The organism is Mucilaginibacter endophyticus (genome assembly GCF_003351025.1).
Classification (GTDB): Bacteria; Bacteroidota; Bacteroidia; order Sphingobacteriales; family Sphingobacteriaceae; genus Mucilaginibacter; species Mucilaginibacter endophyticus.
The window spans coordinates 82,582-100,249 of sequence record NZ_QPCG01000005.1 but is presented as its reverse complement, the minus strand read 5'-3'; the positions used below and the strand labels follow the sequence as shown (position 1 = coordinate 100,249).

Below are 17,668 nucleotides of genomic sequence, written 5' to 3'. Positions count from 1 at the left end.
AGTTTTGAAAACTTCGTAAGTCTTCTTCAATAATCTCCCATGGCGTAAGTTTTAGTTCCTCTGGCGCAAGGTTTGCGTGGCGGCCTTGAGCGTCGGCTAACTTGTGCATTTCCGGTACTTAATCCCCCTAAAAATCATTCTTTTACAATAAGCTTGCAGCATGCAAAAAAAGCTTAACTTCATTGCATGTTTATAGCAGTATTAGGAGTAATTGTACTCATTGTGGGTATAGTGCTCAAACGTTCGCCTGAACCGGCCGGCCGCTTTAATGGTGTGGTAACCGCGGTGGGTATAGCCATGATTGTGCTTGGCTTATTACTTAATGTTTTTAAAGTTATTGAGCCAGGCAAGGTAGGCGTGCAGGCGCTGTTTGGCAAGGTGCAAGACCATGTGCTTGAAAGCGGTTTGCATATTGTGAATCCGGTTGTGGAGATCACCACCTTTGATATCCAGACCCAAACCTATACCATGAGCGCGGTAAACAATGAAGGCCAAAAAGAAGGTGATGACGCTATTCGTGTGCTGTCTTCGGATGGGTTGGAAGTCACTATAGATCTGTCGGTATTGTATAAAGTAAAACCCGAGAAAGCGCCTTACATTATGCAAAATATTGGTGTAAATTATGTGGACAAGATAGTCCGCCCGGTTGCCCGTACCGCTATTCGTGATAATGCTGTTGCCTATGCGGCCGTTGACCTCTATTCGACCAAGCGACAGGAGTTTCAGGATAAAATTAACCGTTACATTACCGCCAGTTTTGAAAAACGCGGATTAGAGTTGCAGCAGATCCTGGTGCGTAACATTACCCTGCCAGCCTCGGTTCGGGCCAGCATCGAATCAAAGATCAATGCTGAGCAGGATGCGCAAAAGATGGAATTCGTACTACAAAAAGAACGTCAGGAAGCCGAGCGTAAGCGCGTAGAAGCCCAGGGTATTGCCGATTACCAGCGCATCCTTTCGACAGGTTTATCGGACAAACAATTACAATACGAAGCTATAAAAGCTCAAAAAGAAATAGCCCTTTCGCCAAATGCCAAAGTGATCATTATTGGCGGAGGGAAGGGAAATCCTATTATGTTAAGCGATAAATAGAGTAGGAAAGACTTACGAAGTTTTTGAAACTTCGTAAGTCTGGATGTTTACAGAGGCAATAGAATGAAAAACATGTCATTGCGAGCGCAGCGCGGCAATCGCTTGCTTTACAGAGCGGCCATGCTTCCGTGCGATTGCTTCGTCGTTCCTCCTCGCAATGACATATTTGTTGCCTACATCTACTTCTTCAACGTCTCTTCAAATAATTTATAGATCCGTTTATACTCATCAGCCCAACTGCTTGGTTGTTCAAAACCGTGATCTTCTACGGGGTACGAAGCCAGTTCCCAGTTTTCTTTATGCAGTTCTATCAGTTTTTGAGTAAGACGGATAATATCCTGATAATTTACATTTTGGTCTATCATGCCATGTAACATCAGCAGGTTACCTTTTAATCCGTTGGCAAAGTAAATGGGCGAGCTTTTTCGGTAAGCTTGCTCATCTGTAAAAGGTTCATTAAGGATATTTGAAGTGTACTCATGATTATAGTGCGCCCAATCGGTAACGGAACGGATAGCGCCGCCTGCCGCAAAAACATCCGGTTCGGTAAACATGCCCATCAGCGTAATAAAGCCACCGTACGAACCTCCGTACAAGCCAACATGCTTAGGATTAACGCCGTATTTATCCACCAGCAGCTTTACACCATCCACCTGGTCGGTAAGGTCTTTACCTCCCATATGACGGTAAATGCCGGTACGGAAGTCGCGGCCATAACCAGAGCTGGCGGTATAATCGATATCCAGTACGGTATAGCCATTGTCGGCCAGCATGTTGTTGAACATATATTCACGGAAATAGTAACTCCACGAATAGGTAACGTTTTGCAGGTATCCCGCACCATGTACAAAAACAACGGCCGGCTTTGCCGGATCGGCTTTTTTAGGCTGATACAACCGGGCATAAACATCGGTACCGTAACGATTTTTAAAGCTGATGATCTCGGGATCGCGCCATGGGTATGACAGGTATTCGGCCGAAACCGAGTTGGTTATTTTTACCGCTTTAGCTCCGGGCTTATTAGCCTGGATATATAGCTCCCAGGGGCGGTTTGAGTAAGAATACCGGATAGCCAGCCATTTTTCATCGGGCGAAAGGGTAACCTCGTTGCCACCTTTCATACTGGTAATTTTAACCGGGGTACCGCCATTAACCGGAATGCTGTAGAAATGCGTTATCCCCGGATGATCAATATTGGCCGTAAAGTAAAATGTCTTTTTATCCTGGCTTAACTGCAAGGTTTGCACCTCCCATTTACCGCTGGTAAGCTGTTTTTTAGCGCCGCTGGTTACGTCAACTACATAAATATGTGAGTAGCCGCTGGCTTCGCTCTGGTAGTAAAAGTGGGTATCGTCAATAAAGCCGGCATTCCCCGGATCATCAATCCCGGGACCACCAATCCAGGCCTCGTCGCGCTGACGGTCGAGCAGGCTTAGCTTGCCGCTTACCGGGTCAAAGCGCATAATCCAGCAATCTTTGTTATCCTGTGCGGATATAATTACAACCGCGTTGCTGCCGCTTTGGTTCCACAAAACACCATCAACGTTTACTGGCCTATCGGCGTTTTCCTTTTGGCGGGCTTTTAACTCTTCGGGATAATCTTTTAAATAATCGGGCAGGTCTTTGATGCCGGGGATGTCTGATGTGATCACCGGGTATACCGCCTCGCGGCGCTTATCGTAAATAAAAGTTTCGGAAGTTGATGATGGGCGACCAACCTTTGATCGGTTAGGAATATCTTCGGTAAAACCCGAAGCTGTAACATAGTTTGGTACGATGGCATTTTGAACACCATCGGCCCGTTTGGTAAGTCGGTAGGTAATAAACCTGCCATCCGGACTGATCTCTACAGCGCCTAATCTTTTATCGCCAAAAGTTATCTCTTTTAACTTGTCAGGTTTAAGTAGCGCAGTTTCGGTAGAGTCTTTTTTGTCGTCTTTCGCTTCCTTTTTAATGATATCAAACAACTCCAATTGCTGTTTTTTGAGCCATTGTTCTTGTTCGTTAGGCTTGTCTTTACTTTTTTTATCGTTTGCCGCACGTACAAAATTGGTAAGCTGTACAAGGCCGCCTCCGTTAAGGTTCAGGGAGAAAAGGTTATTGTCTTCTTTATAAATGATCTTTGCTTCATCGCCGCTAAATTCCGGGCTGTCTTCCTGGCCTACGGTATTTGTTAAACGGACGGTTTTATTGCTTTTTACATTATACAAAAACAAATCGCCGTTTTTACTGAATACCTTTTGGTTGTGCTTTTTGTTCCACTCGCCGTTGCCTGTCGCCAGTTCCCGCTGCTCCGCGATGCTAACCTTCTGCACACGGTTATCACCCGGGATGACTGAATATAATCTGGCATCGCCCGAAGCATCATCATCCCATTTAAAATAGATCTTTTTACTATCGTTGGCCCAGCGGATATTGGAGGGCGATACGCCAATCCATTTAGGGTCGCGCATAATTTTTTCGATGGTAAGAGTATCCAGTTTTTGGGCAAAAACGCCTGTTGCCGGGATCAGGAACAATAAGCTTAGCAGTTTTTTCATATCTTAATAAAGTATGCAATTTAGCAGTTTAGCCAATGATTGCTATTTTTAAGCATTTTATTGTTACAAAATGGAACTACAGGGCAACGGATTTTTATTGAGGGCATGGCAACGGGGCGATGAAACATCACTGCAAAGGCATGCAGACAACGTGAAGGTGTCGGCTTTTTTGCGCGATAGGTTCCCGTACCCCTATACCCTGGATGATGCCTTGTTTTGGGTGAACATGGTAAAAGATCAGCAGCCGTTAACCAGCTTTGCCATAGTGATTAACGGCGAAGCGTGTGGTGGGATAGGTATTGAACTAATGACCGATGTAAGCCGCATTACCGCTGAAATAGGTTACTGGCTCGGAGAAGAACATTGGGGCAAAGGCGTCACTACTGCGGCATTAAAACTGGTAACCGCTTATGCTTTCGAATATTTCCCGTTGGTACGTATTGAGGCCGGGGTATACGATAAAAACGGGGCATCAATGAAGGTGCTTGAAAAAGCAGGTTATATAAAAGAGGCTGTACTACGAAATTCGATCATTAAAAACGGCGAGGTGATGGATAAGCACATGTATGCTATTTTTAGAGATTAACCGATATTTGGGAAACGATTTTATCGCAAGCTAATGACAACTAAAACAACTAACATGGATATTAACGAGTTTGCTTCAAAAGTGCTTGAAGGCATGAAGCGGGCAAATCGTAAATTGGTTGAGGCCGCTGCTGCAAATAACGAAAGCCTTATCATTGGCGAGAAGGATGGCAGCTTTAAAGCGGTGCCCGCTAAAGAGCTTTTAAAAACACTTCCTCCAAAAGAAGCTTAATTACAGTTCTTTCCGCATTACATAATCGTTCATCCAGTAGTTGCCGATAGCGATATCTTCTTCATAGACCACTGTAAATCCCATCTTTTCGTAAAACGACTTGGCGTTATTATACCTGTTCACGTTAAGTTCCAGTGTTTGCTTGCCTGCGTCTTTGGTTTTTTGGGCCACCTCGTTAATCAGTACTTTCCCGTAACCTTTGCCCTGGGTTTCGGGCAGGCAGTATAGCTTGTGCAGTTTATAGATTTCAGGATCTTCTTCACGGGGCGAATAGGCCGCGAATGCAACCGGCCGTCCTTCTTCTTCCAGCAGTAGGAAAGTTTGCTGGTTTTCCTTAACCTGTTTGGTTATTTTTTCTGCCGAATAGATCTCGCCCAACATAAAAGCTATCTGTTCACGCTCAAGAATAGGGCTATAGGTTACCCACCATGTCTTATCGGCAATATTGCGGATGGTTTCCACATCCTTAACTGTGGCCGTACGTATCGTATACATCTTCAAATTTAGTTGCGTGTTGTTAATACTAACTTTTTTCCTCCCAGATCATGCACAGATGCAAAATGGTTTCAACCGCTTTTTGCATATCCTGAACGGATACCCACTCGTGCCTGCTGTGGAAAGCATGTTCTCCGGCAAAAATATTAGGGCAGGGCAATCCCATAAATGATAACCTTGAGCCATCGGTACCGCCACGGATGCTGCACAATTTGGCGGTTAAGCCAGTACGATTGATGGCCTCCATAGCATAATCCACAATTTGCGGGTGCTGATCAAGTATGCCCTTCATATTGCGGTATTGCTGACTAACATTAATATCAAATGTTGAGCCCGGAAATTTCTTCAATACTTCAGTTGCTGTTTGGCGAATAGCCTCTACATGATCTGCAAGTTTAGCTTCGTCAAAATCACGGATGATAAAATCAACAGAGGCGGTTTCTACATGACCTTCTATGCCTACGGGATGTACAAAACCCTGCATCCCTTCGGTATGCTCCGGCGAAAGATCTTCGGGCAGCGCAGCTATAATTTGCCCGGCAATTTTAATGGCGCTTTCCATTTTTCCTTTGGCAAAGCCGGGGTGCGAGCTTACACCGTTAATAGTAAGTCGCGCGCCATCTGCCGAAAATGTTTCGTTTTCCATATTGCCCGCGCTTTCGCCATCCATAGTATAGCCGGCAAAAGCGCCAAGCTTGACAATATCCACATGGTCAACACCATGGCCAACTTCTTCATCCGGTGTAAACAGGATCCGGATATCGCCGTGTTTAATTTCGGGATGGTTTATGAGCTGGTAGCAGGCGTCCATAATTTCGGCCACGCCCGCTTTATTATCTGCACCAAGCAATGTGGTGCCACTGGCGGTTATTACATCGTTCCCTATCTGGTTTTTAAGGTCGGCATATTCGGCCATTCGGATCACCTGGGTAGTATCATCGGGCAATATTAAATCCTGCCCCTGGTAGTTTTCATGTACTATTGGTTTTACGCCTTTCCCGCTGCAATCGGGCGCGGTATCCATGTGCGAACAAAAGCAGATCACCGGTACCTGCTTATCCGTGTTGGAGGGGATGGTTGCATAAACATAACCGTATTCATCCAAATGCGCGTCGGTTACGCCAATAGCCAAAAGTTCCTCAACCAACAGGCGACCAAGATCTTTTTGCTTTTCTGTTGATGGAAATGTAACCGAAGAGGGGTCGGATTGCGTATCAATGGTAACGTAGCGCAAAAAGCGCTCCGTAACAGTGAACTTAATGAATGAACTTAAATTCATATAAAGCTTTTATATTAGTGCAAATTTAGGCGGCGGCAAACACCATCTCCAATTGTAAATATTGATTAAAATTATACATTGAAAAAATATTTTCTGCTTTTTGTTTTGGTTTGTGCCGTGGTTATGGCAAAAGCCCAAAGTGGTTACAATTATTATGAATGGGGTTTTGGCGGCGGCGTCAATTACGCGCGCGGTTTTGATGACCTTAAAAAGCAGGTTTGGCACCCCGGCGGTACGCTAAACCTAACCTATAACTATAGTCCCTATGTGCCTATAGCGCTCGATTTTCATTTTGGTACCCTTGAGGGTGGTGGCCTTACTCCGGCACAGGATGAATTTGGCCGTAAATCAAAAAATAATTTCCTGGCGCTTGCCCTACGTGCCGATATGCAGATGGGAGAGATCATTGATTACGAAAACAGTGGTTTTTTAAACGTAGTTAAAAACTTTTACGTAGGCGCGGGCATAGGTGCGATAAAAAACAAGATGGCGTTTGTACAGCGTTCAAATCCGCCGGGATATGAAAACCATGGACCAGTGGGTGACCTTGAAGGTTTTCAGGGTAAAGACAAGAGTATTAACCTCATGATTCCGCTGCGCCTTGGCTATGAATTTAAAATTTATGATGATTACGACCAGGTAGGATATACCATAACCCTCGGCGTTCAGCACAGTTATACTTTTGGCGAAGGACTTGATGGGTACAATGACAACCCTCAAAAATATAAAAACAACGCGCCCGATCAGTTTGTTCAATACAGCATAGGTTTCAAATATAATTTTGGCAATACGGTATCTTATACCAAACTGGTCAGAAACTTCAGGTAATGAACATAGAAGAACTGCGCGATTATTGTTTGCAAAAACCGGGGGCAACCGAAGGTTTTCCGTTTGGTGAGGATACCCTTGTTTTTAAAATTGCCGATAAGATCTTTTTGTTAACCGGCCTGCAAACCGGCGACAGGTTCAACGTTAAATGCGATCCCGAATGGGCTGTTGAACTCCGCGAATGCCATCCCGAAGTGCAGCCAGGCTACCACATGAACAAAAAGATGTGGAATACTGTGCAAATGAATGGCTCCCTTACCCGTAAGCAACTTTGCGAAATGATTGATCACTCCTACAATGAAGTGGTTAAAAGCCTGCCCAAAAAACTGCAGGCAGAGATAGCAGCCTTGTAAAAGATATTTAGTGTTTACTTTTATTAAGTACAATCCAGACTTACGAAGTTTTTAAAACCTCGTAAGTCTTATACTTCAAGCCCTATAATTTTTTAATCTGGATATTCCTGTACCAAACATCGGCGCCATGGTCCTGTAATATGATGTGGCCGGTTTTAAACGTGCCAAAATCTGGCCATTCTTTAAATTTGCTTCCTGCTACCAGTTTTTTCCAATGATCGTCCCAAAGGGTAGTTGATAATACGTGTTCACCGTTTATGGTAAAATCAAGCTTGCTGTTGTTACAAACAATCTCTACCTGGTTCCATTCGCCGGCAGGTTTTACTACTTCTTTTGATATCGAGATGAGGTCATACAGATCGCCCGCGCGGTGTTTGATAAGTTTGCCGTCTTCGTTTTCCTTATTATCAACAACCTGGCATTCGGGGCCGGTAAAATAGCTGTATTTGTATTTGGTAGTATCTTCTTTAACATGAAACAAGATGCCGCTGTTACCGCCTTTGGAGATCTTCCATTCCAGCTTCAGATCAAAGCTTTCATATTCACCATTGCTTACCATATCACCACCGTTTTTGGTTTGCCAGTCGCCTTTTTCTGAAGCGTCAAGGTGCAGTACGCCATCCTCTGCTTTCCAGGCTAAGCCAGGTGCCGGTTTACCGTAAGCATGCCAGCCATCAGTAGTTTTACCATCAAACAATGATTCAAATCCCGATGCAATATTATTTGTACTATCCTTTTTTTGATTGGTATCAGCAACAACGGTGCTGTCCTTATTATAGTTTTTTGGTGTAGATGAATGACAGCTGCTTATGGCTACCGCTGTTAGTGCCATTAAAAATAACTTGTTCATTGGTGCTATGTTTAATTAGTAAGTTTTAAAGATTTCCCTTTTTTAATTCGCCCACGGCATAGGTAGCAGCACGTGCCGTTAAAGCCATATACAATATAGATGGGCTTTGGTTTCCGGTAGTGGCCATGCAGGCGCCATCGGTAACAAATACATTTTTACATAAGTGCAGCTGGTTCCACTGGTTAAGCATCGATGTTTTAGGATCTTTACCCATACGTACCCCGCCCATTTCGTGAATATCAAGGCCCGGCGCCTGTTTGTTTTCATGCTTCTGAACATTGGTGCATCCCGCTTTTTCAAACATATCGGCGGTTTGAGTTAAAAAATCCTGGATCATGCGTTCATCGTTATCATCATACTCAACAGAGGTTATCAACAACGGAATCCCCCATTGGTCTTTTTTATCCGGACTTAACCGCACATGGTTGCTGATTTTCGGTATGGTTTCGCCTTGCAGGTACATGTAAGTGCTCCATCCACCCGGTTCAGTAAGCGAATCTTTATAAGTACCTCCAATCTCACCTTCGGAAGTTTCCTTTGGTCCCCGGTTACGGTAAGCGCCCATAAAAGTGGTGAAGCCGCCTTTATAGTCGGTTTCCTGTTTGTGCAGGTTGCGGTAGTTAGCCAGGATCAGCTCTGTTGGGTTTCGGCCAAAATAGTAGCGGTCTAAAAAGCCATCCATATCGGCTGTTACCGATGCCCGGTAATTTTGAAAGGCGATATACTTACCCAACAAACCATTGTCATTACCAAGCCCGTTGGGGAAACGAGTTGATTTTGAGTTTAGCAGGATAAGGTTAGTATTCAATGCCGAGGCGTTCATGAAAATAACGCGCGCTTTGTAAATAAACTCCTGTTTGGTGTTGGTATCAATAACTTTTACGCCTGAAGCTTTGCCCAACTTTTCGTCATAAATGATAGAGTGCACCACCGAAAATGGCCTTATAGTAAGGTTACCTGTCTTTTTTGCCCAGGGCAAGGTTGAACTTACCGAACTGAAATAGCCGCCGAAGGGGCAGCCGCGCATGCAAAGGTTGCGCGCCATACATTTAACCCGGCCCTGATCTATATGGATTTGCTCAGGTTTGGTAATATGCGCCCAGCGGGCATGTACCAAATGCCTGTCGGGGTAGTTTTCTTTTATCTTTTTGCTGATGTGTTCCTGTACAGCGTTCATATCAAAAGGCGGCAGAAACTCGCCGTCGGGCATGGCTTCAATGCCATCTTTATTACCGCAAACACCTATAAACTTCTCTACATGTGAGTACCATGGTGCTACATCATCGTAACTAATGGGCCACTCAATGCCATAGCCAAAACGTGCCGGATTTTCAAATTCATACTTGCTCCAACGCTGGCAAGCCCGGCCCCAGGTAAGCGATTTGCCACCAACCTGGTACCCGCGGATCCAGTCGAACGGCTTTTCCTGTATATACGGGTGATCATTATCCTTCACAAAAAAATGAGCATCATCTTCGCCATAACCTGCCGCCCGGCTAATGAGCGGGTTTTCCTTTAAAAAGGATTTGGTCATTTCGCCGCGATGCTTAAACTCCCAGGGATCCATGGTTGCCGTAGGGTAATCTTTAATGTGCTGCACATCTCTGCCGCGTTCAAGTACCAGGGCTTTTAAACCCTGCTCACAAAGTTCTTTAGCTGCCCATCCGCCGCTGATGCCTGAGCCTATTACAATGGCATCATAAGTAAACTGATCGGCAGTATTTTTAGGTTCATCAGGCATGTGTACAATTGGTTATGGTTAATAAACTATTTAATTGTCAATAGGTTTTAGTTGAGCTAAAAGCCGAAGGCAGAAAGCTTAATGCTTTAACTCTAAGCTTAAAGTACCAGATCGGAAACTTTAATTTTTTTAGCTTTCAGCCTTTAGCTCCTAAGCAAGCTGCGCCGCTGCTGCATCATCCAGAAATACCTGCCCGTTTTGCAATGTTTTAAATATGGAAGCAGGTATATCATTGGTAACACATCCCTGCAGGGCCTCGGCTATAATGGGTGCTTTTTTGCTCCCGCTGGCTATAAGTACCGGTACGGCAGCTTCGGCCAGATGGCGTAAGCCAAGGGTGATACCTTCGGTTAAAACCGTATCCCTTGTAAAATATTTTTGAGCTACATCGATAGTAATAGGTGCCAAAGGCGAGTGGTGTGCATACGAATGAAAATCGGCCCCGGGCTCGTTAAGGCCGATATGGCCGTTAAGTCCCACGCCAACCACCATCATATCCAAACCGCCAAGGTTATCAATATGTTTATTCATCGCCTGGCATTCAGCATCAATATCATCGGCAACAGCATTAAAAAACTTCACTTTACCGGGCGAAATATTAAGCGGCGTAAAAAAATGCTTTTCGAGAAAATAGGTACAGCTGCCATCGTTAGTACGGTCGAGGCCAACCCATTCATCAAGACCAACAAAGTTGGTTTGGCTAAAATTAACCCTGCCGAGGTTTGCGTATTGAACAAGGTAGCTAAACATGCCGGTTGGCGAATCGCCGGATGGGAAGCAGATCAGCGCGTTGGGCTTTTGGCTAACCAGGGTAACCACTAAATCGGCGGCCGCCTTCGACATGGTGTTATAATCAGGATGTATATGTAGTTTCATTTTCTATTTATTATTGAGCCAAAGATTTACAGGTTTATCAATCTTTGCCGAAAACGGCAACTCAATTTTTTTTCCGGCTCCGGCCGATGCGTAAGCCGCGTAGATGAGCTCAAGCACTGCTCTGCCGTCCTCGCCGGTTACCAGCGGGGTTTTGTCATTCTGTACGCAGTCAATAAAATGTTTCAACTCGTGCGGGTAGCCCTGGTTAAAGGCTTCTTCAAAAATGGTAAAGCTCCAGCCCTGTGTGGTGTCCGATTTCTCCATGGCATAACCGTATCCATCCTTGCTGTAGGTTACCGCGGCATTGCCCATGAATAAATCAGCATAAATAACACCACCAAGACCGTGAATTTCGCAGCGGTCGTCCATGCCGCCATGCTTGGCCCAGCTATTTTCGGCCACGGCAGTTACGCCGTTTTCAAACTCAACAATAATTACCGAATTATCTTCGCCTTTAGTGCGGCCTTTATGCAGCACGGTACTCATGCTGGCATAAACACTTTTAGGTTTGACATTGTTAAGCATCCACCTGAACCAGCCCAAAGCATGGCAGCCCATATCCATGATCACCCCGCCACCGGCATAGTTGATATCATAAAACCAATCTGAATGCGGGCCGGAATGTTTTTCGCCCTGCTTAAGCATATAGATGTCGCCAATAGCGCCCTCTTTAACCAGATGCCTGGCCCGCTCATATTTTGGCGCGAAGCAGAGCTCTTCGGCATACATCAGTTTTACATTGTTGGCCTTGCATACGGCAATCATTTCATCGGCCTCTTCAAGCGTAACAGCAAGCGGCTTTTCTATGATGACATGCTTGCCCGCTTTGGCGGCTTTAATCGTGGCTTCGGCGTGCAGGTAATTAGGCAGGCAGATATCTACTACCTCACAGCCTGATTCGGCTATAAGTTTATCGATGTCATCAAACCATTGGGCTATGTGATATTTTTCGGCAAAGGCTTTGGCTTTTCCGGGGTTACGGGCATAGCAGGCTACAACCTCGGCTTCGGGGATAAAGCGATGGTACGATTCCATATGGATATCGGTGATAAAACCGGCACCCAGTATGGCAACTTTAGTTTTGTTCATAAAATGTATCTATAATTAAGCGCCGATAATTGGAACAGCGCGCAGGATTTAACCGGTTCAGAATACTACCCAAGATTAACGAATAATATTTTAAAACTGAAAACTTTTGGAAGATGCGTGTTAGTAGCGGATGTCTGCAAATTGAGGTATTAATAAAACGCTTGTCATGCTGAGGAACGAAGCATCTTCTTCGCTAAGCAAAGCCGCTTTTTATATCGCAAATATTGTTCGCTACTTTACGGCCTAACAAAAACGAGTGTCATGCTGAGCTCGTCGAAGCATGGCGGGGTGGCCTCTGCGCGCGTCCTTCGACAGGCTCAGGATGACAGTCCCTCCACACCTAATGTTATTTCAGCTANGTATTAATAAAACGCTTGTCATGCTGAGGAACGAAGCATCTTCTTCGCTAAGCAAAGCCGCTTTTTATATCGCAAATATTGTTCGCTACTTTACGGCCTAACAAAAACGAGTGTCATGCTGAGCTCGTCGAAGCATGGCGGGGTGGCCTCTGCGCGCGTCCTTCGACAGGCTCAGGATGACAGTCCCTCCACACCTAATGTTATTTCAGCTACAAGTACAAAACCAGGCGCAACCAACTATTGCTCCATGATGTGTTTCTTAATAAACTCAATGGTTGAATCGGGCAGCGCGTTGCCGCTTACCTGGGTAAGATTGCCGTTGGCCTGTAGTTCAAGCTCGGCGTTGATATTATTGTCGATAAAAACATGCAGCTTGTTTTGTTCTTTTTCAACACGGCAGGTAAGCTCACGTTCGGAGTAGTTCATCAGGAATTCGTACTTCCCATCTTTAGCAGCCGGTTTGGTGTCTTTTTGATCAATCATGGCGGTAGTGTTTATTGGGATAACACGCCGGGGTACATGATGTTTACTTTATTGATAAATAAAACAGCTGTTTAAACATGTTTTAAAAATGGGGCAGAAAAAAAAGAGATAGCCCGCCGGCTGTCTCTTTTTTAAATTTAAGTTGACTGACCTCATTATTTATCATAAAGAACTAATTGGTTAGATCGATAATAACAATTAGTCAAATATAAGCACTATAGAATTAGTAGACTAATTTTTTTGATAAAAAATGTTACTTTTTTTTCATTTTGGGTCAGTTTTTCTTAACAGATGGCGTTTTGTTAACAATACTGTCCTTTTTCTGCCCATTTCCGGGTAGTTTTGGCGGAAAATTCTTGATTGTCGTATCCTTTTTAATTTTTTGGGCATTATTCTTTCCGGTATCAACTTTTAGGGTGCTATCCGGCATCATTTTTTGTCCGCCCCCTTTTAGGCTATCTACCTTCAGGTTAGTTCCCGGCTTTACAGCGCCCGGCTTACCCGGTGGGGTTTTTGCCGGAGATTTAGATGAAGCTACCTTTTTAGGTCGTTTTTTTATGATATCCTCTTTAGATGCGGGTCGCTCTTTAGGCTTCCATAAAAAGCCTTTTAGGATCTTATCATCTTCCTTAACTTTTTCTATAGGGATGTATCGGTTTTCGGGTTTGGTTATGAAGAAAATCCGGTTTGCCTGGTTGTTTTTAAACGAGGTACGGATCCGGCTGCTCAAAGATCGCTGCATACCCGATACCTTACCGCTGTCGCGCTGAAAATAGATGGTTTCGGCATTGCCATAGGTATACATCTGATCCAGCTTGTCATCTTTAAAGTATCCCCGCATTTTTTTGCCTGCTACCTGGTTAAAATGCGTTGAATCATCCTTTTCGATGTTTACGATAAACGCCGACGGGAACAACTCAATATTATCCAGCTTTTTCTTACGCATTTGCAGGTATACGGTATCGCCGCTTAACTGCGATCCCTGTGTCCAGATAATAGGGTTTACGTACATGCGCATGGTTGAGTCGCTGTTACTGTAAAACACCGAATCAGATTTTGCCTGCAGGTCTGATTTAAAGATCTTGACATGGTGATGCCCGATGAGCATCCTTACACGCGCCGTATCTTTCACATCAACAGGATATTGCTTGAAAACCGGGTCGCGCTGCATTTGCACACGGTATATGCTATCCTGTTTTGCTTTTTTAATAGCGGCAAGGGCGTCTTTTTTGCGCTGCAACGAATCGTTTATTGGCTTTGGCTTACCAAAAAAATCACGGTGAAAGTAGCTGGTATCTTTAGGCACCTTTATATAATAAGCGGTCAAAAACTTCGAGGATTTTTTATCAGCCGCTACTTTGCGTTGTTTTAAAGTGGTATCGCGTAAAGTACGCTGGCGCTCCTGGTAAATTTTCTGGTCTTTATAGGTCATGATCTGCGTTTCGATGGTATCGGCAGTCATGTATATTGAATCGCGTTTAATATGGCTGGTATCTTTTGTGGCTAAAGGCGTTTTTGCAGGCAGCAACTTGCCAGTTACTTTTGCAACACCCGGTTTTATAGCATCGGCTACGCCGGCCAAACTGCCTATGTTTTTAATATTGGCTTTGTCCTTATTGTTTTTCAAGGCCGGAGCTGCCGCCTTCAGTGCCGAGTCGATCACCTTTTCGTTGCCCTTTTTTGCCTGGGTTGCGGCTTTGATCAATACGTCGGCATTGGCGTTTTTATTGTTTTTCAACGCGTCCTGCGCCAGTGCAGCTGCCATTTCAACATTAGCGCTGTCTTTTTTACCTATGGCAAACGGCTGTTTAACCGGCATGGTATTAGGCGGTGCTTTATGGATGCTATCGGGTTTTATAGCATTGGCAATTTTTGTTAGATCGGTGACTTTTTTGGCTGTTGCCTTAGCATTCTTATTATCAACCGGTAGTTTTTTAACTGTTGTATCGGTTTTGCTGGTATCCTTTTGTTCGGAAATCAATACTACATAAGCGTTTTCGGTAACAACGGTTTTTTCCTCGGCCCTGTAGTAAGTTCCCAGATCACCTTTTATGGTTACCTTTTGCTCACGGTCTTCAAAAGTGATGTTTTTTACCGCGCGACCGTAGCCTTTCAGCTTGTCATAAAAAAGACTGTCGCCTTTTAATGATTTGGTGCCTTGCCTGTACGAGTTTTTCTTTCCGAAATAGGCCTGCTCGGTAACAGTGTTGTACAAACCATTTTCGGTATACAGGGTGTCTTTATCCTTAGTGCCGTAAATATTGGTTGGCCCGAAGAAATAGGCTATACGCGTGCCCGTGTTATACTTCAGTGTATCTGTTTTTATCAATGCGTCAGGTGTGGTAAGCACTACATCGTACCGGAAATACGAGTCGCGGCTGAAGGCAAAGTAATAGCCGTTTTTGCTGGTAAGCACATTATCCTTATTTACCAGTTTACCGCCGCCCGTGTAAGTGCCTATGCGGCTGGCCGTGTTATAAGTAAGGTAATTGGTAGTTAAGGTTGCATCGCGGTCAACCATTTTAACATTATTGGTAAGGATTGCTGTTTTGGTATTACCGTTATAATTCAGCTTATCTGAGAATATATTCAGCGTATCGCCCTGGTTTATGTTTACGTTACCAAAGGCATCAAAAGCGTTGTCGCTTGGATAAAAGTAGGCGCTGTCTGACCGTAGGATAGAATAATCCTGCTTGAACACGCCTTTATACACTTTTACCATCTGCTTGCCATTAATTTTTCCGGCAGTGCTTCGTTCAGATTGTATCAGGTTTACAATTGATTTTTTTTGAGCCATAGCTGCAGTCGCTATCGCCAAAAACAAAAAGCATAAAACGTATTTCCTCACAATGGCAAAATTAGTTTTTTGTTGGGGTTATTAAATTAATAATTTTGATGAATGCTGCCAGTTAATCAGTTTGTTAATTTTATTGAGCAAAACAGCTTATTTACACCCGCTACCAAAATCCTGGCAGCTGTAAGCGGCGGCATCGATTCGGTTTTAATGGTGCATTTGCTTAAAGCCGCAGGGTATGATTTTGGCATTGCCCATTGTAACTTTCAGCTGCGTGGCGATGAAGCCCTGCGCGATCAGGCTTTTTCCCGCAGCCTTGCCGCAACGCTTAACATTCCTTTCCATACTGTAAACTTTGATACTGAGCAATACGCTGCCGATAACAAGATATCAATTCAGATGGCGGCCCGTGATATGCGCTATCAATGGTTTGACACCATCAGTCAGCAGTCAGGTTATGAGGTTATTGCGCTTGCTCACCACCAAAACGATACTATTGAAACAATATTGTTAAACCTTACACGCGGTACCGGAATTGCCGGTTTACATGGTATTTTACCTAAAAACGGTAAGCTGGTGCGCCCCCTGCTGTTCCTTAGCCGTGCGGAAATACAGACCATTGTTACTGCCGAAGGTTTAACATTTGTAGAAGACAGCTCCAATGCCTCTGCTAAATATGCCCGTAACAAGATCAGGCTGGAGGTTGTACCTAAGCTGAAAGAACTGAATCCTTCGCTCGAAAAAACTTTTGAAAACAACCTGCTCCATTTTCGCGACCTGGAACTGTTGCTGGAGCTTAAGCTTGAGGAATTAAGACAGGCGCTACTGCAAATACATGATGATGGTATTTATTTATCCATTATTGAAGTAAAGAAGCTTAATCCCAAAAGGTTGTTACTTTTTAAGTTACTTAACGAGTACGGCTTTAATGAAGCTACTATTGACGACCTGATTGATTCGCTTGATAAACACTCCGGCAGGGTATTTGAATCGGGGACGCATACCTTGTTGATTGATAGGAATATTATCATCCTGAAACCCAGAACAACCGTTTTACCGGTTGAGATTATTATTAACGAAACAGACCATGAAGCTAATTTTGGCGTTTACAGGGTGAATTTATTGCATGATGATAGTGCGCTGATTGTAAAGGACAACCCGATGGCGGTATCAATAGATGCGGATAAACTGGTATATCCGCTCAGGGTGCGTACCTGGAATGAGGGGGATTATTTTTTTCCCTTAGGGATGAAAGGGAAGAAGAAGCTGAGCGATTTTTTTATCAATCAGAAAGTGCCGCTGCATCAAAAGGAAGAAATTCCTATCCTTGTGAACGGCAACGGTGAAATTATGTGGATTGGCGGCTACCGCCCCGACGAAAGGTATAAAGTGAGTGATAACACTAAAAAAGTTACTATCTTCGAACTGTTTAAACTAACATGAGCGATAAATCCGTTTTTACTGAAAAGCAATACCTTGGCCGGGAATTTATACCGCTAACCATACGCCTGGTTTTAGCCATGTTCTGTTTTGCAGCCTACTTTTTTACCGACGAACGTGAACGTAACGGCGATTTGCTTGTTGTTGTAGGCTTTGCCATCATTATTATCTCCATTATCCTGGGCTTCCTGCTGCATTTCCGCACCCGTGTGGAAAACAAAAGCGTTATGCTTGATGGCCTGTGGACAACCAAACTTGTAAAAATAGATCTGAACAGCATTGTTAAGGTAGAAAAAGGCACGTACAGCCGCTATCTTTTCAATAACCCGGTTTATAACCTGCACACCAAAGGCACCATCCGCTTTTTTACTTCAGGCAACGAAGCTATCCACCTTACCGACCGTGATGGCCTTCTGTATATCATCGGCTCCAAACACCCCAACGAGTTTTTGAGGGCGATAAGGGAAGAGATGAAGAAGTAGTTTTGGCCGTGGGGGCACGACCGTGGGAAAGAAATATATAATCCTGTCATTTCGAACGAACAAGTGCGGGGATGAGCGACAGCGTGAGGAGAAATCTTATACGCCCTGCTTGTAAACTTAGTAACGCACTTATATGGCGTACAAGATTTC

16 protein-coding genes are annotated in these 17,668 nt (G+C 44.3%); 7 read left to right on the top strand and 9 right to left on the bottom strand.

Annotated elements, in window-relative coordinates; genetic code table 11:
• Positions 1-186 precede the first annotated feature (186 nt).
• Positions 187-1,092: a prohibitin family protein gene (locus DUL71_RS20500; protein WP_114939850.1), complete on the top strand. Its 906-nt coding sequence runs from the start codon at positions 187-189 to the stop codon at positions 1,090-1,092.
• A 179-nt stretch (positions 1,093-1,271) separates the two neighbouring features.
• Here DUL71_RS20500 and DUL71_RS20495 read toward each other — a convergent pair whose 3' ends face one another.
• Positions 1,272-3,632: a S9 family peptidase gene (locus DUL71_RS20495; protein ID WP_114939849.1), complete on the bottom strand. Its 2,361-nt coding sequence runs from the start codon at positions 3,630-3,632 to the stop codon at positions 1,272-1,274.
• Between the two features lie 70 nt (positions 3,633-3,702).
• On the opposite strand from DUL71_RS20495, the gene DUL71_RS20490 reads away from it, so the two are divergent.
• Both DUL71_RS20490 and DUL71_RS32315 read left to right on the top strand, forming a co-directional pair.
• The gene (locus DUL71_RS20490; protein WP_114939848.1) at positions 3,703-4,218 is read left to right on the top strand and encodes a GNAT family N-acetyltransferase; all 516 of its coding nucleotides are present in this window, start codon (positions 3,703-3,705) and stop codon (positions 4,216-4,218) included.
• A 33-nt stretch (positions 4,219-4,251) separates the two neighbouring features.
• On the top strand, positions 4,252-4,449 hold the full coding sequence (locus tag DUL71_RS32315; protein WP_114939847.1) for a hypothetical protein: 198 nt from the start codon (positions 4,252-4,254) through the stop codon (positions 4,447-4,449).
• On the opposite strand, the gene DUL71_RS20480 is transcribed toward DUL71_RS32315, so the two are convergent.
• Together DUL71_RS20480 and pepT are read right to left on the bottom strand one after the other, a co-directional pair.
• Entirely contained in the window at positions 4,450-4,944 is a 495-nt protein-coding gene (locus DUL71_RS20480; RefSeq protein WP_114939846.1) for a GNAT family N-acetyltransferase, read from the bottom strand.
• A gap of 28 nt (positions 4,945-4,972) precedes the next feature.
• Positions 4,973-6,223: a peptidase T gene (gene pepT, locus DUL71_RS20475; RefSeq protein ID WP_114939845.1), complete on the bottom strand. Its 1,251-nt coding sequence runs from the start codon at positions 6,221-6,223 to the stop codon at positions 4,973-4,975.
• A gap of 78 nt (positions 6,224-6,301) precedes the next feature.
• On the opposite strand from pepT, the gene DUL71_RS20470 reads away from it, so the two are divergent.
• Together DUL71_RS20470 and DUL71_RS20465 are read left to right on the top strand one after the other, a co-directional pair.
• The gene (locus DUL71_RS20470; RefSeq protein ID WP_154402445.1) at positions 6,302-7,051 is read left to right on the top strand and encodes a hypothetical protein; all 750 of its coding nucleotides are present in this window, start codon (positions 6,302-6,304) and stop codon (positions 7,049-7,051) included.
• On the top strand, positions 7,051-7,404 hold the full coding sequence (locus tag DUL71_RS20465) for an MmcQ/YjbR family DNA-binding protein (protein ID WP_114939843.1): 354 nt from the start codon (positions 7,051-7,053) through the stop codon (positions 7,402-7,404). Before DUL71_RS20470 ends, DUL71_RS20465 begins: the two co-directional genes overlap by 1 nt.
• Before the next feature lie 82 nt (positions 7,405-7,486).
• Here the strand turns inward: DUL71_RS20465 and DUL71_RS20460 are convergent, their stop codons facing one another.
• The 6 genes from DUL71_RS20460 to DUL71_RS20435 form a co-directional block, all read right to left on the bottom strand.
• The gene (locus DUL71_RS20460) at positions 7,487-8,254 is read right to left on the bottom strand and encodes a 3-keto-disaccharide hydrolase (protein ID WP_114939842.1); all 768 of its coding nucleotides are present in this window, start codon (positions 8,252-8,254) and stop codon (positions 7,487-7,489) included.
• Positions 8,255-8,279: 25 nt separating this feature from the next.
• Positions 8,280-9,995 carry a GMC oxidoreductase gene (locus DUL71_RS20455; RefSeq protein WP_114939841.1) on the bottom strand — a complete coding sequence of 572 codons (1,716 nt, stop codon included), beginning with the start codon at positions 9,993-9,995 and terminating at the stop codon, positions 8,280-8,282.
• Positions 9,996-10,145: 150 nt separating this feature from the next.
• Positions 10,146-10,871, bottom strand: a complete 726-nt coding sequence (locus DUL71_RS20450; RefSeq protein WP_114939840.1) for a 6-phosphogluconolactonase — start codon at positions 10,869-10,871, stop codon at positions 10,146-10,148.
• A 3-nt stretch (positions 10,872-10,874) separates the two neighbouring features.
• On the bottom strand, positions 10,875-11,960 hold the full coding sequence (locus DUL71_RS20445; RefSeq protein WP_114939839.1) for a Gfo/Idh/MocA family protein: 1,086 nt from the start codon (positions 11,958-11,960) through the stop codon (positions 10,875-10,877).
• 596 nt (positions 11,961-12,556) lie between these two features.
• A complete protein-coding gene (locus tag DUL71_RS20440) occupies positions 12,557-12,802 on the bottom strand; it encodes a hypothetical protein (protein WP_114939838.1) in 246 nt (81 codons plus the stop codon).
• Positions 12,803-13,076: 274 nt separating this feature from the next.
• On the bottom strand, positions 13,077-15,599 hold the full coding sequence (locus DUL71_RS20435; protein ID WP_244228805.1) for an OstA-like protein: 2,523 nt from the start codon (positions 15,597-15,599) through the stop codon (positions 13,077-13,079).
• 102 nt (positions 15,600-15,701) lie between these two features.
• Between DUL71_RS20435 and tilS the strand changes: the two genes are divergently transcribed.
• Positions 15,702-17,039, top strand: coding sequence for a tRNA lysidine(34) synthetase TilS (tilS, locus tag DUL71_RS20430; RefSeq protein WP_114939836.1), 1,338 nt, complete (start codon positions 15,702-15,704; stop codon positions 17,037-17,039).
• A complete protein-coding gene (locus DUL71_RS20425; RefSeq protein WP_112570822.1) occupies positions 17,036-17,518 on the top strand; it encodes a hypothetical protein in 483 nt (160 codons plus the stop codon). The genes tilS and DUL71_RS20425 overlap by 4 nt, the downstream gene beginning before the upstream one ends.
• Positions 17,519-17,668 lie beyond the last annotated feature (150 nt).